Annotated in this window: 18 protein-coding genes and 2 tRNA genes; 13 read left to right on the plus strand and 7 right to left on the minus strand. The window is 59.3% G+C overall.

The window, feature by feature from the left end; translation table 11 throughout:
• Window positions 1–42: 42 nt before the first annotated feature.
• Both ACJ8QI_RS00005 and dkgB read left to right on the plus strand, forming a co-directional pair.
• Window positions 43–119 (plus strand) — tRNA-Asp (locus ACJ8QI_RS00005).
• A gap of 213 nt (window positions 120–332) precedes the next feature.
• Window positions 333–1,136 carry a 2,5-didehydrogluconate reductase DkgB gene (gene dkgB / locus ACJ8QI_RS00010; protein WP_060425251.1) on the plus strand — a complete coding sequence of 268 codons (804 nt, stop codon included), beginning with the start codon at window positions 333–335 and terminating at the stop codon, window positions 1,134–1,136.
• 46 nt (window positions 1,137–1,182) lie between these two features.
• Here dkgB and yafC read toward each other — a convergent pair whose 3' ends face one another.
• Window positions 1,183–2,067, minus strand: coding sequence for a DNA-binding transcriptional regulator YafC (gene yafC / locus ACJ8QI_RS00015; RefSeq protein WP_060440650.1), 885 nt, complete (start codon window positions 2,065–2,067; stop codon window positions 1,183–1,185).
• 330 nt (window positions 2,068–2,397) lie between these two features.
• Between yafC and ACJ8QI_RS00020 the strand changes: the two genes are divergently transcribed.
• A complete protein-coding gene (locus tag ACJ8QI_RS00020) occupies window positions 2,398–3,192 on the plus strand; it encodes an endonuclease/exonuclease/phosphatase family protein (RefSeq protein ID WP_025160092.1) in 795 nt (264 codons plus the stop codon).
• A 52-nt stretch (window positions 3,193–3,244) separates the two neighbouring features.
• On the opposite strand, the gene mltD is transcribed toward ACJ8QI_RS00020, so the two are convergent.
• The gene (mltD, locus tag ACJ8QI_RS00025) at window positions 3,245–4,627 is read right to left on the minus strand and encodes a murein transglycosylase D (RefSeq protein ID WP_060440648.1); all 1,383 of its coding nucleotides are present in this window, start codon (window positions 4,625–4,627) and stop codon (window positions 3,245–3,247) included.
• A 71-nt stretch (window positions 4,628–4,698) separates the two neighbouring features.
• Entirely contained in the window at window positions 4,699–5,454 is a 756-nt protein-coding gene (gene gloB, locus ACJ8QI_RS00030) for a hydroxyacylglutathione hydrolase (protein WP_442531909.1), read from the minus strand.
• Between the two features lie 44 nt (window positions 5,455–5,498).
• On the opposite strand from gloB, the gene ACJ8QI_RS00035 reads away from it, so the two are divergent.
• Entirely contained in the window at window positions 5,499–6,218 is a 720-nt protein-coding gene (locus ACJ8QI_RS00035; protein WP_084826795.1) for a class I SAM-dependent methyltransferase, read from the plus strand.
• Here ACJ8QI_RS00035 and rnhA read toward each other — a convergent pair.
• A complete protein-coding gene (gene rnhA / locus ACJ8QI_RS00040; protein WP_033649910.1) occupies window positions 6,215–6,682 on the minus strand; it encodes a ribonuclease HI in 468 nt (155 codons plus the stop codon). The two genes, ACJ8QI_RS00035 and rnhA, sit on opposite strands and share 4 nt — an antisense overlap.
• 72 nt (window positions 6,683–6,754) lie before the next feature.
• Between rnhA and dnaQ the strand changes: the two genes are divergently transcribed.
• Window positions 6,755–7,498, plus strand: a complete 744-nt coding sequence (gene dnaQ, locus ACJ8QI_RS00045; protein WP_070915438.1) for a DNA polymerase III subunit epsilon — start codon at window positions 6,755–6,757, stop codon at window positions 7,496–7,498.
• Between the two features lie 144 nt (window positions 7,499–7,642).
• A tRNA-Asp gene (locus ACJ8QI_RS00050) sits at window positions 7,643–7,719 on the plus strand.
• 106 nt (window positions 7,720–7,825) lie between these two features.
• Here the strand turns inward: ACJ8QI_RS00050 and ACJ8QI_RS00055 are convergent.
• Window positions 7,826–10,066 (minus strand): TonB-dependent siderophore receptor, encoded by a 2,241-nt coding sequence (locus tag ACJ8QI_RS00055; protein WP_442531910.1) that lies wholly within the window; start codon window positions 10,064–10,066, stop codon window positions 7,826–7,828.
• A gap of 229 nt (window positions 10,067–10,295) precedes the next feature.
• Here ACJ8QI_RS00055 and ACJ8QI_RS00060 point away from each other — a divergent pair, with 229 nt between their 5' ends.
• The 4 genes from ACJ8QI_RS00060 to hpxK all read left to right on the plus strand — a co-directional run bounded on the left by ACJ8QI_RS00060 (window position 10,296) and on the right by hpxK (window position 14,852).
• A complete protein-coding gene (locus ACJ8QI_RS00060) occupies window positions 10,296–11,174 on the plus strand; it encodes a siderophore-interacting protein (RefSeq protein WP_142109303.1) in 879 nt (292 codons plus the stop codon).
• Between the two features lie 135 nt (window positions 11,175–11,309).
• Complete coding sequence (locus ACJ8QI_RS00065; protein WP_342120852.1) at window positions 11,310–12,149, plus strand: MurR/RpiR family transcriptional regulator; 840 nt, start codon at window positions 11,310–11,312, stop codon at window positions 12,147–12,149.
• A gap of 208 nt (window positions 12,150–12,357) precedes the next feature.
• Complete coding sequence (locus ACJ8QI_RS00070) at window positions 12,358–13,602, plus strand: pyridoxal-phosphate-dependent aminotransferase family protein (protein WP_061872253.1); 1,245 nt, start codon at window positions 12,358–12,360, stop codon at window positions 13,600–13,602.
• Window positions 13,599–14,852, plus strand: a complete 1,254-nt coding sequence (gene hpxK / locus ACJ8QI_RS00075; protein ID WP_442531911.1) for an allantoate amidohydrolase — start codon at window positions 13,599–13,601, stop codon at window positions 14,850–14,852. The genes ACJ8QI_RS00070 and hpxK overlap by 4 nt, the downstream gene beginning before the upstream one ends.
• On the opposite strand, the gene ACJ8QI_RS00080 is transcribed toward hpxK, so the two are convergent.
• A complete protein-coding gene (locus ACJ8QI_RS00080) occupies window positions 14,844–15,617 on the minus strand; it encodes an amidohydrolase (protein ID WP_442531912.1) in 774 nt (257 codons plus the stop codon). The two genes, hpxK and ACJ8QI_RS00080, sit on opposite strands and share 9 nt — an antisense overlap.
• Window positions 15,605–16,765: a pyridoxal phosphate-dependent aminotransferase gene (locus tag ACJ8QI_RS00085; RefSeq protein ID WP_442531913.1), complete on the minus strand. Its 1,161-nt coding sequence runs from the start codon at window positions 16,763–16,765 to the stop codon at window positions 15,605–15,607. The genes ACJ8QI_RS00080 and ACJ8QI_RS00085 overlap by 13 nt, the downstream gene beginning before the upstream one ends.
• A gap of 164 nt (window positions 16,766–16,929) precedes the next feature.
• Between ACJ8QI_RS00085 and ACJ8QI_RS00090 the strand changes: the two genes are divergently transcribed.
• The 3 genes from ACJ8QI_RS00090 to ACJ8QI_RS00100 are packed head-to-tail and all read left to right on the plus strand — an operon-like array spanning window position 16,930 to window position 18,769.
• Window positions 16,930–17,544, plus strand: coding sequence for a methylthioribulose 1-phosphate dehydratase (locus tag ACJ8QI_RS00090; RefSeq protein ID WP_442531914.1), 615 nt, complete (start codon window positions 16,930–16,932; stop codon window positions 17,542–17,544).
• Window positions 17,541–18,230: an acireductone synthase gene (gene mtnC, locus ACJ8QI_RS00095; RefSeq protein WP_201967253.1), complete on the plus strand. Its 690-nt coding sequence runs from the start codon at window positions 17,541–17,543 to the stop codon at window positions 18,228–18,230. Before ACJ8QI_RS00090 ends, mtnC begins: the two co-directional genes overlap by 4 nt.
• Window positions 18,227–18,769 carry a 1,2-dihydroxy-3-keto-5-methylthiopentene dioxygenase gene (locus ACJ8QI_RS00100; RefSeq protein WP_087763213.1) on the plus strand — a complete coding sequence of 181 codons (543 nt, stop codon included), beginning with the start codon at window positions 18,227–18,229 and terminating at the stop codon, window positions 18,767–18,769. Before mtnC ends, ACJ8QI_RS00100 begins: the two co-directional genes overlap by 4 nt.
• Window positions 18,770–18,778 lie beyond the last annotated feature (9 nt).

Below are 18,778 nucleotides of genomic sequence, written 5' to 3' on the forward strand. Positions count from 1 at the left end.
CGATTTTGCCGGCATCGAGAGATGCAACGTAAAAGAATCGGTGGAGCGGTAGTTCAGTTGGTTAGAATACCTGCCTGTCACGCAGGGGGTCGCGGGTTCGAGCCCCGTCCGTTCCGCCACTTAATTGATAAGCCCTGAGTCTCTGACTCAGGGCTTTTTCATATGCAAAATTCACGGAATATCGTCGAAATTGCCACCGCTCCTGCCGCTTTTCCTCAGTATTGTTGCCTGTTGGTCAAAAGTCTTATGCCGAACCTGGCGTTTTTGCTCACTAAAAATATTGCCATACTCTCTCGCATCGCTATTTATCCACTAATGAGAGAGTAAACATTGTGAGCATTCCTGCATTTGGTTTAGGTACTTTCCGCCTTCAGGATCAGGTCGTTATCGACTCGGTGAGTACGGCGCTGGAACTGGGCTATCGGGCTATCGATACCGCACAGATCTATGAAAACGAAGCGGCCGTCGGCCAGGCTATCGCCGCCAGCGGTGTGCCGCGTGACGAACTGTTCATCACGACCAAAATCTGGATCGCGAATCTGGCCAAGGGGTCATTAATTCCCAGCCTGCGAGACAGCTTGGTCAAACTGCAGACCTCGTATGTCGATCTGACATTGATTCACTGGCCATCGCCAAATGATGAAGTGTCGGTCGCCGAGTTTATGGCTGAATTGCTGGAAGCCAAGCGATTGGGGCTAACCCGTCAGATAGGGGTATCCAATTTCACGGTCGATCTGATGCAGCAGGCGATTGACGCGGTCGGTGCCGATCAGATCGCAACCAACCAGATCGAACTGTCGCCGTTCTTGCAGAATGAGAAAGTGGTGGCGTTCGCACGGCAGCATGGCATTGCCATCACCTCTTATATGACGCTGGCGTATGGCAAAGCGTTGCAAGAGGAGACGATCAAGCGTATCGCGGCGCGGCACAAGGCGACGCCGGCACAGGTGGTCCTGGCCTGGGCGCTGAAGCTCGGTTATGCGGTGATCCCTTCCTCGACCAAGCGTGAAAACCTGGAAAGCAACCTGCTAGCGCAGCAGCTACAGCTGAGTGATGAAGATATGGCACAGATTGCCGCGCTGGAAAGCAACGGCCGATTGGTCAGCCCGGAAGGTCTGGCACCCGACTGGGACTAATCTTCAGATATGACGACCTCAGGCGCTCGAGAGAGCGCCTTTTTTATCACTTTAACCGCTCGCTGATAAAATCGATAAAGCTGCGCAGACGGTTACTGACGGCGCTATCGCTGTAGTACACCGCGTTGATCGGCATTTCGAGTGGCAGCGTGTCTTCCACCAGAAGGGGGACCAGATCCCCGCGTTTGACGTCTTCATCACTCATAAAGTCCGACAGGCAGGCGATGCCGTTGCCGTGCAGGCACAGGTGGCGCTGGGTTTCGCCGCTGTTGGTGGTCAGCCCTGGAACGATCTCCAGTTGACGACCATCGGCACAGGCCAGCGGCCAGCGGTTTAGGTTAGGCAGGTCGTTAAAGCCGATGCAGCAATGGTGTTCCAGATCGGCCACCGTCTTGGGCGCGCCATACTGCGCCAGGTAGGCGGGGGAGGCCAGGATGCGCCGATAGCTGGCCATTAGCTTGCGCGCTTTCAGCGTAGAGTCCGTCAGCTCGCCGACGCGGATTGCGATATCCACTTTCCGTTCGATCAAATTAATGAAGTTTTCCGAAGAGACTAACGATAGCGACATTTCCGGATAGCGTTCACGAAACTCGGCGACCAGCGGCGTCAACAGATGCAAGACGACCGGCGTTGCGGCATCGACGCGCAGCAGCCCCTGCGGGCGTTGGCGGCTTTCCAGCAACGCATTTTCCGCTGCGGCCATATCGCTCAACACCTTTTGCACCTGCCGAAAGTAGTTTTCGCCTTCCTGGGTCAGGCTGATTTGGCGTGTCGTGCGGTTGAGCAGGGTCACGCCCAGCTTGCTCTCCAGTTTTTTTACCGTACGGCTAACCACAGAGTTGGCCTGCTGCAGGCGCTCTGCCGCCCGGCTGAAGCTGCCGCTCTCCACTACGGTGACGAAGGTGATAAGCTCGTCCGAATTCGCTTTCATTTTTGCTCCACAGGCAAACATCGTTTGAAATTTTGAGCGATTTCGTCATTTAATCACGTCGGAGCATCGCCGTCACCCACTTGAGCGCGAACCTGTACATTCCGATATCCCGTGCGCATTTTGCTGGCCTTTTCGCATTTTTCACCTATTACTCCCTGTCTTTACACAGCTATACCGTCAGAAGATTGAAATCGCTGCAGGTGGCCCCTATAACTGAAAAGGTTATGCCTGTAAAAGCCATGCCCTCTGTGCGGGGCAGGCGTATAATCAATTCACCGTTGGCGAAGTCTTCATCGCCAGTTTCATGCTAATGGGTAATAGGCGAATCGCGTGCCGAAACGAACTTATGCAATGAGGTATGTTGCAGGCCAGCCAGTCGAACGAATTTTTCCTGGCGCCGTTAACCAGCCGTTGCCGCCAGGGGCTGCGTTGCCGACGACCGGCGCTCTGCGCGTCATGGTATGGAATATTTTCAAACAGCAACGAGCCGACTGGCTTTCGGTGCTGAAAAATCATGGCAAAGATGCGCAGCTGGTGTTGTTGCAAGAGGCGCAAACCACGCCGGAGCTGGTGAGCTACGCTACCGCCAACTATCTGGCGGCCGATCAGGTGCCGGCCTTTGTGTTGCCGCAACATCCTTCCGGCGTGATGACGCTGGCAGCCGCTCATCCGGTTTACTGCTGCCCGCTGCGTGAGCGTGAGCCGCTGCTGCGGCTGTCCAAATCGGCCTTGATCACCGTTTACCCGCTGTACAATGGCGAGCTGTTGATGGTGGTGAATATCCATGCGGTGAACTTCAGCCTGGGAGTCGACGTCTACAGCAAGCAGCTGGGGCCGATTGGCGAGCAGATCGCCAGCCATCGGGGGCCGGTGATCATGGCGGGGGACTTCAACGCCTGGAGCCGTAAACGTATCAACGCGCTGTATGACTTTGCCGGCGAAATGGCGCTGCGCGAGGTGAGCTTCACCGACGATCACCGCCGCAAGGCCTTTGGTCGCCCGCTGGACTTCGTGTTTTACCGTAACCTGGGTGTTGTTGAGGCCTCGGTGCTGGTGACCAGCGCGTCGGATCACAATCCGTTGTTGGTGGAGTTCCACCCGGAAAAAGACTCCCCCGTCTGGTGAATCACAGGTAATAAAAAAGCACCCCGCGGGGTGCTTTTTTTGTGCCGGAAACTTAGGTATCCGGCGTTAGCTTGTTGCCGACAAACAGGGTCAGCTTCAGACCGGGTTGCAGACTGCCTTTACCGAGCGTTGAATTCCAACGCATCACGTCGTTAATATCGACGCCGTGACGACGTGCAATGCTGGCGAGCGAATCACCTTTGCGAACCTGATAGGTGATACTGCTGTTACTGCCCGTATTGCTGGCCACTTGCAGGGTTTGCCCAACTTTTAGGGCGCTCTTGGCGCGCAAGTTGTTCCAACTCTGCAAATCGCTGGTCTTAACGTTCAGCCGCTTGGCAATGCCCGATAAAGTGTCGCCGGAGCGTACTTTATACGAACTGCCACCGGACAAACCGCTGTTCTTCGCCAACTGCGTCGTTGGCTGAGTCACGGCGATCTGGCCATCGGCCAGCGAGTCTTTCAGCTGATCGGCGTGCCCTTTAGGAACCATGATGTAATGGGGCCCGTTAGGTGCCGTAACGCCTTTTTTGTAACCTGGGTTATACGCTTTCATCTTGGTGACCGAAAGCCCTGCCATCTCAGCCGCCTGAGTCAGCTGGATCTGCTGTCCGACATCGATACGCGCCAGCGCACGGGTTTCATCCGTTTTCGGAAGTTTCACGCCGTACTTCTTGCTGTTCTTGATGATGTCGCTCAGCGCCAGCATTTTCGGGACATAGATTGACGTTTCACGCGGAAGCGACAGTGCCCAGAAATTGGTTGGCTTACCCTGGCGTTTGTTTGCCTTCACCGCTTGCATCACGCGGCCTTCACCACTGTTATAGGCGGCTACGGTCAATAACCAGTCGCCGTTAAACATGCGGTTCAAGCGTTGCATCATGTTAAGCGCAGCGGTTGTCGAGGCGACGACATCGCGTCGACCGTCATACCACTGATTGTTTTTCAAACCATAATTGCGACCCGTTTGCGGCACGATTTGCCATAGCCCTGCGGCGTTGGCACTTGACGTGGCGTGTGGGTCAAAAGCGCTCTCCACTATGGGTAGCAGTACCAGTTCCATCGGCATATTACGTTTCTTAATCTGCCCGACTATCCAGTACATGTACGGCTCTGCCCGTAATGTTACATCGTGGAGATAGCTCTTACTTTTTAAGTACTTTCTTTTCTGATCACGGATCCGGGAATTTTCCGGAACCTCCATCTTCAGCTCGTCGCTAATGAAGTTCCACAGGTCCTGTTGCGCGGCGGGACTGTTGTTATCCAACCACCGCGCCGAGCTCGCTCGGCCATTTGCTGTGTACTCTCCTGCTTCACCATCTTGACCAGCCGAAGACAAACTCTGTGCATGCTGTTCTGGCGCCGGTGCGTCCTGCCTGGACGACTGGCAACCCACTAGCAAGACTGAGGCGAGAAATATCGCTTTAGCCTTCATGTGTGTGTCAATGTAGTTGCTTAAAAGACGAGCAATAATACTTTGCTTCGCCAAATAACACAACTAAAAGCTTAGAAGTTATCTTTCCGCAGGCGTAATTCGGAAAAAACTGAATGAAGGCTTTCTGGTGGTGAATTAAAGCCTAATTTCTTTTGTAAATCAGTGTCATGGCAACGTAAAAACAGGTTAATTTTGCGCTCTAATTGCAATGTGGTCGGCACGCTGGCTTGGCCTTTTGCCCTTAACGCTTCAACATGTTGTTGATATGTTTCAATCTCTCGATCTTCCGGCAAAATAGCCCGCGCAAACTTAAGATTTGAAAGAGTATATTCATGCGCGCAGCAAATTAAGGTGTTATCGGGAAGTTGCGCGAGTTGTTGAAATGAGTCGTACATTTGTTTGGCGGTGCCTTCAAACAGCCTGCCGCAGCCGGCAGAGAACATTGTGTCGCCGCAGAACAGATAAGGTGCACTATAGAATGCCACATGGCCTAACGTATGGCCGGGGACGGCGAACGTCCTGTAATGGCGGCCATCGATGTCAAAGGTGTCGCCGTCGCGGACGATGTGATTGGCGCCTTTGTCTGCGGTTTCTTGCGGCCCATAGACGGCCAGGCCGGGATACTGGGCCACGATCTGCGCCACGCCGCCGACGTGATCGTGATGGTGGTGGGTCAGCAGGATCGCCGCCGGCACCAGCTGCAGGCGCTGCAGCGCTTCGAGCACCGGCTGCGCCTCACCCGGATCGACGATAATGCAGCGTCCCTGCCGGTCATCCAATAACCAAATGTAATTGTCCTGGAAGGCGGGAATGCTGATAAGATTCATGGTGTACCTCTCGTTGGCAACGGCTTGAAAGAAGATAATAAATCATGAAACCAGCCCATACTCTACAAAAGCTCACCGGCCCGCAGTCCTGGGCGGCGCTGCCGTGGGGGGAGTACTATCGTGAAGCGCTCGAGCGGCAGTTGCAACCCTGGTGGCCGAAGCTGTTCGGTTTCCATCTGCTGAAGATGGGCATGCTCAGCGCCGAGTTGGCCACGGACAAATGCGCGATTTCCCATCAGGTCAACGTAGGGCTGGAGGGCGAAGGGCTGCAGGTGATCGCCGATGCTTATCAACTGCCGTTTGCCGCCAAGTCGGTGGATGCCTGCCTGTTGGCGCATACGCTGTCCTACGCGGACGATCCGCACCGCATGTTGCGCGAGGTGGACAGGGTATTGATCGACGACGGCTGGTTGGTTATCAGCAGCTTCAATCCGTTCAGCCTGTTGGGACTGGGCAAGCTGGTGCCCGGACTGCGTCGCCGCCAACCCTATGTCAGCCGCATGTTTACCCAGATGCGGCTGCTGGATTGGCTTAGCCTGCTGAATTATGAGGTGCTGCACCAGGCGCGTTTTCACGTGCTGCCGTGGCATCGCCAGGGTGGAAAATTTTTATGCACCCATTTGCCGGCGCTGGGCTGCATGAGCGTGATTGTGGCGCGCAAACGCACCTTGCCGCTGACGCCCACGCCGATGAAACTGGGGGCGAGAAAACCGTCTCTCAGCCGCGCGGTGGGCGCGACCAAGAGCTACCGCAAACTGCCTTAGGCTTCCGGTTGATAACCGACGTCTTCCTGCGTCGGCTTGCCGGCCGCTTCGCGCGCCAGCACGTCACAACGTTCGTTCTCCGGGTGGCCGGCGTGGCCCTTGACCCATTCCCATTTTACCTCGTGGCGCTGAATGGCCAAATCCAACCGCTGCCACAGATCGACATTCTTGACCGGCTTTTTGTCGGCGGTTTTCCAGCCGCGCTTCTTCCAGTTATGGATCCAACTGGTGATGCCCTGGCGCACATACTGGCTGTCAGTGCTGAGCGTCACGGCGCAGGGTACGGTCAGCGCTTCCAGCGCCACGATCGCCGCCATCATTTCCATGCGGTTATTGGTGGTCAGACGAAAACCCTCGCTGAAAGTTTTTTCCGTCTGCTTATAGCGTAATATCGCACCGTAACCCCCGGGGCCGGGATTGCCAAGGCAGGAGCCATCGGTGAAAATTTCTACCTGTTTGAGCATCTCTGGTAGACTCTTCCTATCAGTTTTATAAAAGCCAAGTCTGACATAAACGAGCGCTGTGAGCACTGCAATATGATCTCTACAACCACCAGACAGATTGTCCTCGATACCGAAACCACCGGTATGAACAAGCTTGGGGTGCACTACGAAGGGCACCGCATCATCGAAATCGGTGCGGTGGAGGTGATTAACCGCCGCCTGACCGGGCGTAACTTCCACGTTTACATCAAGCCGGATCGGCTGGTGGATCCGGAAGCTTACGGCGTACACGGCATCAGCGACGATTTCCTGGCCGACAAGCCGACCTTCGATCAGGTTGCCGACGAATTCCTCGACTTTATCCGCGGCGGCGAGTTGGTGATCCATAACGCGGCGTTCGATATCGGCTTTATGGATCACGAATTCCGCATGTTGCAGCAGGGCATCCCGAAGACCGAGACCTTCTGCACCATCACCGACAGCCTGCTGATGGCGCGTCGCCTGTTCCCGGGCAAGCGCAACAACCTCGATGCTTTGTGCAGCCGTTATGAGATAGACAACAGCAAGCGTACGCTGCACGGCGCATTGCTCGATGCCGAGATCCTGGCGGAAGTCTATCTGGCGATGACCGGCGGTCAGACCTCGATAGCGTTCCAGATGGAGGGTGATACCCAGCAAAACGACGCCGCGCAAGAAATTCAGCGCATTGTCCGCCCGGCGACCGCGATGAAAGTGGTCTACGCCAGCGACGAAGAAGTGAAGGCGCACGAGGCGCGTCTGGATCTGGTGGCGAAAAAGGGCGGCAGCTGCCTGTGGCGCGGTACGCCGGCCGAGTAACGGCATTGTTGCACGAAAAAAACGCACCGGATGAACCTTCGTTGAAAAACTGTGCAAACGGTTCATTTAGTGAGAAAAAGGCGTTGACGGAACCGAGAGGCGTCCGTAATATGCGCCTCGTTCCCCCGCAAGAGGGAATGGCGCGGAGCGGTAGTTCAGTTGGTTAGAATACCTGCCTGTCACGCAGGGGGTCGCGGGTTCGAGCCCCGTCCGTTCCGCCACTATTCAGAAGCCCTGAGTTAGCGATAACTCAGGGCTTCGTCGTTTCTGCTCTCTGCAAAACGGTGCGGCCCAATGAACGGGGCCGGCAGACCGGCCCCTTATTCCTCAGAACAACACCGAGTAGTTCAAGCCGAAGGTGCGTCCGCGGCCTTTATAACTGTACAGCTCAGGCGAGCCGTAGGTCGGGCTGTACAGGATCGGCGCGCGTTGGCCCCAAACGGTGGTGTACTCCTTGTCCAGCAGGTTTTCCACGCTGAAGCTGATTTTCCCCACCGGCAGGGTATAGCTGCCGAGGAAGTCGAGGGTGTTGTAGCCATCGATCTTGCGGCCCTGGGTGGAATTGGCCTTGGTGTAATCACCGTCGTCCGACACGTCGAAGGTTTGCTGCGACTGTAAGCGCAGATTCCAGTCGCCCGGCGCCCAGCCGACATAGGCGGTGACTTTCGATGGGCTGGCGGTATCGACCACCAGCTTCTTCCATTCGCCGTTGACCTTGGTTTCGGAACGGATAACGTTGAAGTTGGTGCCGGCGCTCCAGTCGCTGTCTTCAAAGAAATAATCCACCGCGCCTTCCACTCCGTAGATGCGGCGCTTGTCCGCATTGACGTTGATGGTCATGTCGGTTTTGTTGATGGCGATGCTCTTGTCGGACAGCGAATAGTAGGCGGCGATTTGCGTGCGCAGGTTATCGCCGGTATAGCGCCAACCCAGCTCGTAGGCATTGACCTTGATGCCTTCCAGCTTGGAATCGCCGACGTTGACGCTCTTCAGCAGCCGGTAATGGCCGCCGTTCAACGCGTAGGTGCCGTTGCCGTAATACTTGCCCGGGTCCGGGATCTCGAAGCCCTGAGAGAAGTTGAACCAGGTTTGCTGGCGATCGGTCAGGTGCGCCAACAGGCCGGCGTTGAACAGCGCGTTGTTGTAGTCGGTTTTCCCTCCCGGTATCGCGTCGGCGGACGTCGCGGCGCCGGTGGCGATCGCCTGCTGTTGGTTATAGCCGACGAAGTCGTCAATCTTGTTTTCGGTGTACTGGTAACGCACGCCACCGCTCAGGGTGAAGATCGGGTTGATGTCGTAGCTGGCCTGCAGGAACGACGCCAGGTTGCTGGTGGTATAGCTCGGGTAGCGGCCGGTATTGTAGGCGTTCTCCAGCGTCATGCCGCCGGACTGTTGCGCCTTCGCCAGGTTGAAGAACTGTTGGTTGGCGTTGAAGCTCTCATGCTCGGCGTCGAGGCCGTAAGTCAGCGTCAGTGCATCGACAGGCTTGCTGTTTAACGTCAGCTTGCCGCCGTAGAAATCGGTTTTTTGCTGCGAAGCGCCAATGCTGCTGACGTAATAGTTCGGCGCTTTGCCCGCCAGCGTCGGGAACGGGTAGAAGGTCAGGGTTTCGTCGCGGTAGTAGACCTGCGCCACCAAATCCTGGCCGAGGAAATCGGTGTTGGAATACTGCAGGTTGAGCAGGTGGCGTTCGGTGCCGGGGATACGGTCGGAATTTAAGTTGCCGCTGTTGTATGCCTTGGCGTTGCCGGTCACCGCCGCAAAGTTCTCTCCCAGGAACAGGCCGTGATCGCCGTCGGATTGGCTTTTATAGTATTGAGTGGTCAGCTGCAGCTGTTGGTGTTCGTCGATGTTGAGGGTACCGGTGCCCATCACGTCAAGGCGATCGGAATACTGCAGGCCGGTTTGGGTATTGTCGATCAGCACCTCGTTGCCTTTGCCGTCATACCAGCCACCGTAGCGTTGGTAAGAAACGGACAGGCGCCCCGAGGCGTTGTCGTTGCCGCCGCTGACCGCCGCCGCCACGTTCTCGTCGTGATCGTTATGGCCGCCAAAGCCGGTTTTACCGCCGATCTGCAACTCGACCTGCTGTTCCGGTTGCCCCTTTTTGGTGACGATGTTGATCAGGCCGCCGGTGCTGCCGCCGCCGTACAGCGAGGTCGCGCCGGAAATCACCTCAATATGATCGATATTGAACGGATCGATCGAATCCAATTGGCGGCTGTCGCTGCGCGATGAATTCAGGCGTACGCCGTCGATCATCACCATCATCGAACGGCCGCGCATATTCATGCCATAGTTGGTGCGGCCCTGGCCGCTGACGTCCATGCCGGGGATCAGCTGCGCCAACATGTCCTTGATCTCTTTACCGCCCTGAACCTGCTGTTCGATCTCCTGGCTTTCAATGATCCAGGTCGTCTGCGCCGTTTCCGCCGCGCTACGGTGCGAACGGCTGGCGGAGACCACCAACTGCTCTTCGTTGCCGGCTTTCTGATCCTCTGCCCAAGCCGCCGGCGCAAGCATTGCCAGCAGACAAGGGTTCAATACCCAAAGGTGTTTGCGTTTCATCGTTATTTCCCAGGTGATATTGTTATTACGTTATTTTTGAGAATGATTCTTTTATCAATAACGTTTCTTGTTATCAATAAAATCATGATATGATTTTTTGCGATACATTAACGTAATTAATTAGTTTTATTAACATTTTACCCGCTGCACGATCGCGCACTCCACGCCGTCAAACGGTAGCCGATCGGCCATACGTATAAGCGACAGCCGTTGCCGGAGAATCGAGAACATGTCCGCCAGCTACAGAATTTTTGATATCACCTTGAAAAGCAAAACGCTGATTTCACCTTCGCTGGTGCGCTGCGTGTTTGAAGGTGCGGATATTCATCGGATGAAGCTGGAAGCGCCGGATCAGCGCATCAAACTGTTGTTCCCGGCGGCGGACGGCAAGATCCCGCAGCTGGTCAACGGCCCGGACTGGTACGGCGATTACATGGCGATCCCCAAAGAACAGCGTCCGGTGATGCGCACCTATACGCTGCGTGCGCTGCGCCGTGAGCAGAATCAGATGGACGTCGAATTCGTGCTGCATGGCGTGAACGGCCCGGCCTCCGCCTGGGCGACCCACGCCGAGCCGGGTGACGCCCTTCAGACGGTCGCCCCCAACGCTGACTTCGACGGCGACAGCGGCGGCTACGAATGGGTGCCGCCGGCGCAGTTGCAGCAGGCGCTGTTGATCGCCGATGAGACGGCGGTGCCGGCGGCGATGGGTATTCTGGAGCAGCTGGCGCAGCAGGCCAATCCGCCGCGAGTGCAGGCATTTTTTGAGGTGCCGGTGGCGGGGGATTGCCTGGATTTGGCCCGTTTCCCGTTCGCCGAGGTTTACTGGCTGCCGCGTGACGTGGGCCACCAACTGGCGCATGGCACGCTGCTGGTGGAGGCGGTGCGCCAGCGGGTCGATATCCCCGCGTCGGCGTGTGCGCAGGCGCAGTCCCTGGCGGAAAGCAGCCTGAGCGATGAGGTGTTGTGGGAGCGTGCGGCCGGCGGTAACGCTTTTTATGCCTGGATAGCGGCCGAATCTTCCACGGTGAAAACGCTGCGGCGTTATCTGATCGGCGAACGCGATCTGGATCGCGCTACCGTCAACTTCATGGCCTATTGGTGCTGAACACGCGGCCTTTTCCGGCATTGACGCGGGAGAAGGGCATGCCGCTGCCATTCCCCACCCACGAATAATTGCTTGCCAGCGGGTAGTTCGACCGTGCTATGTTCCGCTGAAACGAAGGTTACAGCGAGAACGATAATGCAACGGTTCGACGAACGCCTGCGCCGCGACTACCCACAGCTGACGCCACAGGAGCAGCGGGTGGCCGACTTCATTTTCGATCACTATGACGATTTGATCGGTTACAACAGCGCCGAGCTGGCGCGCCTGAGCGGCGTTTCCAAAGCCACGGTCAGCCGCTTGTTCAAACGGCTGGGCTACCCCAACTACCGCGCCATGCGCGATGAGCTGCGCACCCTGCGCCAAAGTGGCATGCCGCTGACAGACAGCCGCGATGCGGTGCAGGGCGATACGCTGCTGGCGCGGCACTGTAAACAGGAAATGGCCAATCTCACCCGCTGGGTAAAGCAGATCGATGCGGTGCAGTTCAGCGCGGCGATCGCCGCACTGGCGCAGGCGCGAGGCGTACTGCTGCTGGGGCTGCGCAACAGCTATCCGGTGGCGATGCACCTGCGTCAGCAGCTGATGCAGGTGCGTGAACAGGTGCTACTGGCGCCGCAGCCGGGACAGACGCTGGCGGAAGATCTGGCGGGGCTGACGCCGCAGGACGTGGCGGTGGTGGTGGCGTTCCGTCGCCGGCCGCGCCAGATAAAGGCAGTGCTGGCGCTGTTGCAAAGCCGCGGGGTGCCGACGTTGTTGATCTGTGAACCGCAGGCGCAGGCGTTGTTCCCGTTGGCCAACTGGCATTTGACCGTGCCGCTCGACAGCGTGTCGGCGTTCGACAGCTATTCTGCCGCCATGAGCCTGGCCAGCCTGCTCAGCAATGCGTTGCTGCATGAGCGGCTGGCGCAGGGGCGGCAGCGCATTCATCACGTCGCCGAACTGTTCCAGGCGCTGGACGAACTGGAGCTGCGTTGAGCACGGCAGTTCATTTCCCTTCCTTCACCTTCCGCCGTTTAAGGCGGATCGGTCACCTCATTGTGTTACTTTAGTTTCATTAATTGATCATAAGAATCTTTTGTTTCAACTGAATCCCTATCGGGAGTAGGCTGTTGGGCAGCAAACAAACGTCATGTCGACGCTGACGGCATAACTCAATAACTTACTAAGCTGACAGGGAATGAACATGTTGGATATCTCGCAATTCGATCAGATTAACCCGCCGGCGCGCCTGCTGATGGGGCCGGGGCCGATCAACGCCGATCCGCGCGTGCTGCGTGCCATGTCGAGTCAGCTGATCGGCCAGTACGATCCGGCGATGACCGGTTACATGAATCAGGTCATGGCGCTGTATCGCGCGCTGTTCCGCACCGAAAACCGCTGGACGATGCTGGTGGATGGCACCTCGCGCGCCGGCATCGAAGCGCTGCTGGTTTCCGCCATTCGGCCGGGTGATAAGGTGCTGGTGCCGGTATTCGGCCGTTTCGGGCATCTGCTGTGCGAGATTGCCCGCCGCTGCCGTGCCGAGGTACACACGATCGAGGTACCGTGGGGCGAAGTGTTCAGCGCCGATCGCATCGAAGACGCGATTAAGCGAGTGCGCCCGCGCCTGCTGCTGACGGTGCAGGGCGACACGTCCACCACCATGCTGCAGCCGCTGCATGAGCTGGGCGATATCTGCCGCCGCCACGGCGTGCTGTTCTATACCGACGCGACGGCTTCCTTCGGCGGTAACCCGCTGGAGACCGATGCCTGGGGGCTGGATGCGGTCTCCGCCGGGCTGCAGAAGTGCCTGGGCGGCCCCTCCGGCAGCTCGCCGGTCACTCTCAGCCCGCAGTTTGAAGAGATTGTGCGCCGCCGTAAATGCGTGGAGGAGGGGATCCGCACCGCCGAGCACGCCGACGGCGACGACGAGATGATCTACTCCAACTATTTCGACATCGGCATGATCATGGATTATTGGGGGCCGGAGCGTCTCAATCACCATACCGAAGCCACCAGCATGCTGTTCGCGGCGCGAGAATGCGCGCGGGTGATCCTCGAAGAAGGGCTGGATCACGCCATCGCCCGCCACCGGCTGCACGGCGCGGCGATGCTGGCGGGCATCCGGGGCATGGGGCTGGCGGTGTTCGGCGATCTCGAGCACCGCATGAACAACGTGCTTGGCGTGATGATCCCGCCGCAGGTACAGGGTGAACAGGTGCGGCAGATGATGCTGAACGACTTTGGCATTGAAATCGGCACCTCGTTCGGCCCGCTGCAGGGCAAGATCTGGCGCATTGGCACCATGGGCTACAACGCGCGCAAAGATTGCGTGCTGCAAACCCTGGCGGCGCTGGAGGCGGTGCTGAACCGCCTCGGTTTCGCCAGCAAGCAGGGCGAGGCGTTGCAGGCCGCCTGGAACGTTTATGACGCAGGCAAGCGTGGATGACGCCGCTGGAGGCACAGCAGGCCGCCGCACGGGTGATGGCGCGCTGTGACGAGCTGGCGGCGATCAGCGCAGAGCCCGATCGGCTGACGCGTCTTTATCTCTCCGCCGAACATCGGCGCGCCAATCACCGGGTCGGGGTGTGGATGCGTGAGAGCGGCATGCAGGTTTGGCAGGACAGCGTCGGCAATATCTGCGGCCGTTATGAAGGGCACACGCCCGGTGCCCCCGCGCTGCTGCTCGGTTCGCATTTGGACACGGTGCGTAACGCCGGGCGTTATGACGGCATGCTCGGCGTGCTCACGGCGCTGGAAACGGTGGCGCACTATCACCGCCAGGGGCATCGATTACCGCTGGCGCTGGAGGTGATCGGCTTTGCCGACGAGGAGGGCGCGCGCTTTGGCGTCACGCTGCTCGGCAGCCGCGGCCTGACCGGCCAGTGGCCCGCAGAGTGGCTGGCGCGCACCGATGCCGACGGTGTGAGCATAGCGCAGGCGATGCGCGACTTTGGGCTGGATCCGGCGGCGATCGCGCAGGCGCGTCGCGCACCAAACGAAATTCGCGCCTATCTCGAATTACATATCGAACAGGGCCCATGTCTGGAGGCGGCCGATTTGGCGCTGGGCGTGGTGACGGCGATCAATGGCGCGCGCCGGCTTAACTGCACTTTCAGCGGCGAGGCGGGCCACGCTGGCACGGTGCCGATGGGGCAGCGCAAAGATGCGCTGGCGGCCGCAGCAGAATGGATCACGGCGGTCGAAACGCTGACCTGCGCCGCCGATTCGCCACTGGTGGCCACCGTCGGCTGCATCGAGAGTCTGCCGGGCGCGGTCAATGTGATCCCCGGTGAGGTGAAATTGACGCTCGATGTGCGCGGCCCGCAGGATGCGCCGTTGGCGGCGCTATTGACGGCGTTGCTGGCGCAGGCGCAGGCGATCTGCGCGCGGCGTGGAATGCGCTTCGCCAGCGAGGCGTTTTATCGCATCGATGCCACCGCCTGCGACGTGGACCTGCAGCGCCGCTGGCAGGCGGCTGTCGCACAAGTGCAGGGCCGTAGCCTGGCGTTGCCGAGCGGCGCCGGGCACGACGCCATCGCCGTGGCGGCGCAATGGCCGGTCGGCATGCTGTTCGTGCGTTGCGCCGGCGGCGTCAGCCATCATCCGGACGAAGCGGTGCGGCAGGCGGACGTGGCGCTGGCGATCCAGGCCTATTGCCTGATGATCGCCGGCTGGGAGAAGGGGGAATCAGTCTAAACGCAGAAAGCTGTCGGCATCGCGCCAGGCCGGGAAGGCGCTGCGGTAACTCTGCAGGGTTTCCAGCGACAGCTCGGCGTCCAGCCGCGTGGCCGCGCCGGGCTCCGCATTCGCCAGGATCTCGCCCTGTGGGCTGATGATTAAGCTGTCTCCGCTGTAGCTCAGGCCGTTGGGATCTTCGCCCACCCGGTTGCAGCCCGCCACGTACACCTGGTTTTCAATCGCCCGCGCCGCCAGCAGCGTTTGCCAATGGCTGCTGCGCGGCGCCGGCCAGTTGGCGACGTACAGCGCCAGATCGTAATCCTGCTGATAGCGCGCCCAAACGGGGAAACGCAGGTCGTAGCAGATCTGCGGCAGGATGCGCCAGCCGCGCCATTCGAAGATTTCACGCCGGTTGCCAGCTTGGTAGTGCAGATGTTCGCCGGCCATGCGGAACAGGTGGCGTTTGTCATAGGCGTGCACCTGGCCGCCCGGCTCGACCAGCAGGAAGCGGTTGACCGCACCTTCGTCAGTTTTCAACGCCACGCTGCCGCCGATTAACGCGTGGCTTTTCACCGCCCAACTGTGCAGCCAGTCGATCACCTGCTGTTCGGGCAGGGCGCTCTCGCCGGCATCCATGGCGAAACCGGTGGTGAACATCTCCGGCAAGACGATGAGATCTCGGCCAACGATTGGCGCCAGCAACGCATCGAAAGCCGCCAGGTTGGCGGGGCCGTCGCGCCAGACCAGCGGTTGCTGCAACAGGGTAATTTTTAAAGTCGACATAACCGCTCCGCAGCTGCATCCAGCGTGGCGTCCTGTTTAGCGAAGCACAGCCGGATTAATTTATGGGGGAAAGGATCGGCACAGAAGACCGACAGCGGAATGGCCGCCACGCCCACGTGCTCGGTTAACCAATGGCAGAATGCCACATCGTCCAGATCGGAGATGGCGCTGTAGTCCGCCAGCAAGAAGTATGTACCCGCGCAGGGTAAAATTTCCAGTCGGCTGCTCGTCAGCGCCTGCACAAAGCGGTCGCGTTTGGCGCGATAGAACGCCGGCAGCTGTCGCCAGTGCTCCGGCTCGGCGCGCAGGCTATCCGCCAGCGCCAGCTGGGCCGGGGTATTGACCGAAAAGGTCAGGTATTGATGCACCTTGCGCACCTCGGCGCTCAGCGCGGCGGATGCCACGCAATAGCCCACTTTCCAGCCGGTCATGTGGAAGGTTTTGCCGAAAGAGGACACCGCGATCGCGCGCTGGCGCAGCTGCGGGTGGGCCAGCACGCTGGCGTGCCCGCCTTTGGCAAAGCAGATGTGTTCGTAAACCTCGTCGCTGAGCACGTAGATTTCGCGTTCGGCGATAGCGTGCCACAGCTGCTGCATGTCTTCCGCCTGCCAGGCGGTGGCGGACGGGTTGTGCGGCGTGTTGACGATCACCAGGCGGGTGCGCGGCGACAGCGCGGCGGCGAACCCTGGCCAATCCACGGCAAACGCGGGCGGCTGTAGGGCGATGCGTTTGAGTATGCCGCCGGCCAACGTGACCGCCGGCGCATAGCTGTCGTAGCTGGGATCGAAGCAGACCACTTCGTCGCCGGGGCGCACCAGCGCGCTGATGGCGGCGAACAGCGCTTCAGTGGCGCCGGCGGTGACGGTCACTTCGGCGGTGGCGTCCGGTTGCCAGCCATACAGCTCGGCGGTTTTGTCGGCGATGGCTTCGCGCAGCGGCGCCACGCCGGTCATTGGCGCATATTGGTTGGCGCCCTGGGCGACGTGCCAGGCCAAGCGTTCTTTCAGGTAGTCCGGGCCGTCGAAATCGGGGAAGCCCTGCGACAGGTTGATCGCCTGGTGCTGCTGCGCCAGCGCGCTCATCTGGGTAAAGATGGTGGTGCCCAGTGAGGGCAGTTTGCTTTCGGGAATCAATGCGGAAGTGCTCATAGCAGGTGAATACTCCAGGCGCTTATATTGCCGTCAATATAACACGATGCTAGTATTTGGCAATCAAGACGCTTAGATGGCTAAATGCGAAAAAGTGCTTAGCCCGCCACGCGGCACGCCAAGCCTCATCTGCCGGCCGCCTTACCGAACGGGAAACGATAATAATGACGGAGAATCCGCAACTTACCGCATTGCTGGCGGCCTGCCACTGGATTGGCGACAAAGGCTGGTGCCCGGCGACCGGCGGCAACATGTCGCTGCGCCTGGACGAACGTCAGTGCCTGGTCACCGAGTCCGGCAAAGACAAGGGCAGCCTGAGCGCCACCGATTTTCTGCAGGTGGATATCGCCGACAACCATGTGCCGAGCGGCCGCACGCCATCGGCGGAGACCGGGTTGCATACGCTGCTCTACCGCCTGTCTGCGCATATCGGCGCGGTGCTGCATACCCATTCCGTCAACGCTACCGTCCTGTCGCGGGTGGAGCGCGGCGATGCGCTGGTGCTGCAGGGGTACGAAATGCAGAAGTCGCTGGCGGGCCAGCGCAGCCACCTGGACAGCGTGGCGATCCCCATTTTCGACAACGATCAGGATATCCCTCGGCTGGCGGCGCGCGTGGCGGCCTATGCCGAGGCCACGCCGCTGCAATACGGCTTTCTGGTGCGCGGCCACGGCTTGTATTGCTGGGGGAGCCAGGTGGCGGAAGCCCGCCGCCATCTCGAAGGGCTGGAATTCCTGTTCCAGTGTGAACTGCAACGCCGCTTACTGGAGGCGAAATGATCCGCGCTATCGTGACCGATATTGAAGGCACCACCAGCGATATTCGCTTTGTGCATCAGGTACTGTTTCCTTACGCCCGCGAACGGCTGGCGGATTTTGTGCGCCGCCATGCCGCTGAGAGCGAAGTCGCCGCGCCGCTGGCGGCGCTGCGCGCTGAAATTGACCAGCCGCAGGCAGATCTCGACGCGCTGATCGCCGCCCTGTACCGCTTTATGGATGAAGACCGTAAATCTACCGCGCTCAAGGCGTTGCAGGGCATCATCTGGCGCAGCGGTTACCGCGAAGGGGACTTCCGCGGGCATCTGTATCCGGAAGTCGCGGGGCAGTTGGCCGCCTGGCAGCGGCAGGGGGTGAAGCTTTACGTCTATTCTTCCGGTTCGGTGGAAGCGCAGAAGCTGCTGTTCGGCCACAGCGATGCGGGCGATCTGCAGCCGCTGTTCAGCGGCTATTTCGATACGCACGTCGGCGCCAAGCGTGAAACCGCGTCGTACCGCAACATCGCGCAGGCTATCGGCATCGCGGCCGACGAGCTGCTGTTTTTGTCCGACATCCGCCAGGAGCTGGATGCGGCGCAGGCCGCCGGCTGGCATACCTGCCAGCTGATCCGCGATGACGCGGACAACCAGAGCCGGCATCCGCAGGTTAACCGTTTTGATCGTATCGATTTAGGGGAGTTCGTCTCATGAGTGGATTGACCATTTTCAGCGATAAAGCGCCGCAGCAGCCGCTGTGGCAGAGCCGCGATGCGCAGGAGATCCAGCGCCAGCTGGCGCAAATCGGCGTACGCTTTGAGCGCTGGCAAGCGGATCGCGAGCTGGGCGACAACCCGCAGCCGGAGGCGGTGATCGCCGCCTACCAGCATGAGATAGACCGGCTGGTGGCTGAAAAGGGCTACCAGAGCTGGGATGTGATCAGCATGCGGCCGGACCATGAGCAGCGCCAGGCGCTGCGTGAAAAATTCCTGTCCGAACATACGCACGGCGAAGATGAAGTACGCTTTTTCGTCGAAGGCGCAGGGCTGTTTTGCCTGCATCTGGACGGCAAGATCTTCCAGATCCTGTGCGAAAAGAACGATCTGATCTCGGTGCCGGCCAACACCCGGCACTGGTTCGATATGGGATCGGCCCCACATTTCACCGCGATCCGGGTGTTCGACAACCCGGAAGGCTGGGTGGCGCATTTCACCGGCGACAAGATCGCCGATGACTATCCACGTCTGGACTGAGCGTCAATC

The organism is Serratia sp. CY84636 (assembly GCF_052166245.1).
Lineage (GTDB): Bacteria > Pseudomonadota > Gammaproteobacteria > Enterobacterales > Enterobacteriaceae > Serratia > Serratia nevei.

What these genes read in the sequence shown, in the direction of transcription:
- ACJ8QI_RS00035 (WP_084826795.1), top strand. Translation starts at nt 5,499, where the DNA reads ATGAAACCAGCCCATACTCTACAAAAGCTCACCGGCCCGCAGTCCTGG.
- ACJ8QI_RS00085 (WP_442531913.1), bottom strand. Translation starts at nt 16,765, where the DNA reads ATGAGCACTTCCGCATTGATTCCCGAAAGCAAACTGCCCTCACTGGGC.
- ACJ8QI_RS00055 (WP_442531910.1), bottom strand. Translation starts at nt 10,066, where the DNA reads ATGAAACGCAAACACCTTTGGGTATTGAACCCTTGTCTGCTGGCAATG.
- yafC (WP_060440650.1), bottom strand. Translation starts at nt 2,067, where the DNA reads ATGAAAGCGAATTCGGACGAGCTTATCACCTTCGTCACCGTAGTGGAG.
- ACJ8QI_RS00065 (WP_342120852.1), top strand. Translation starts at nt 11,310, where the DNA reads ATGCAACGGTTCGACGAACGCCTGCGCCGCGACTACCCACAGCTGACG.
- gloB (WP_442531909.1), bottom strand. Translation starts at nt 5,454, where the DNA reads ATGAATCTTATCAGCATTCCCGCCTTCCAGGACAATTACATTTGGTTA.
- mltD (WP_060440648.1), bottom strand. Translation starts at nt 4,627, where the DNA reads ATGAAGGCTAAAGCGATATTTCTCGCCTCAGTCTTGCTAGTGGGTTGC.
- ACJ8QI_RS00060 (WP_142109303.1), top strand. Translation starts at nt 10,296, where the DNA reads ATGTCCGCCAGCTACAGAATTTTTGATATCACCTTGAAAAGCAAAACG.
- ACJ8QI_RS00080 (WP_442531912.1), bottom strand. Translation starts at nt 15,617, where the DNA reads ATGTCGACTTTAAAAATTACCCTGTTGCAGCAACCGCTGGTCTGGCGC.
- ACJ8QI_RS00090 (WP_442531914.1), top strand. Translation starts at nt 16,930, where the DNA reads ATGACGGAGAATCCGCAACTTACCGCATTGCTGGCGGCCTGCCACTGG.
- dnaQ (WP_070915438.1), top strand. Translation starts at nt 6,755, where the DNA reads ATGATCTCTACAACCACCAGACAGATTGTCCTCGATACCGAAACCACC.
- rnhA (WP_033649910.1), bottom strand. Translation starts at nt 6,682, where the DNA reads ATGCTCAAACAGGTAGAAATTTTCACCGATGGCTCCTGCCTTGGCAAT.
- mtnC (WP_201967253.1), top strand. Translation starts at nt 17,541, where the DNA reads ATGATCCGCGCTATCGTGACCGATATTGAAGGCACCACCAGCGATATT.
- ACJ8QI_RS00100 (WP_087763213.1), top strand. Translation starts at nt 18,227, where the DNA reads ATGAGTGGATTGACCATTTTCAGCGATAAAGCGCCGCAGCAGCCGCTG.
- ACJ8QI_RS00070 (WP_061872253.1), top strand. Translation starts at nt 12,358, where the DNA reads ATGTTGGATATCTCGCAATTCGATCAGATTAACCCGCCGGCGCGCCTG.
- hpxK (WP_442531911.1), top strand. Translation starts at nt 13,599, where the DNA reads ATGACGCCGCTGGAGGCACAGCAGGCCGCCGCACGGGTGATGGCGCGC.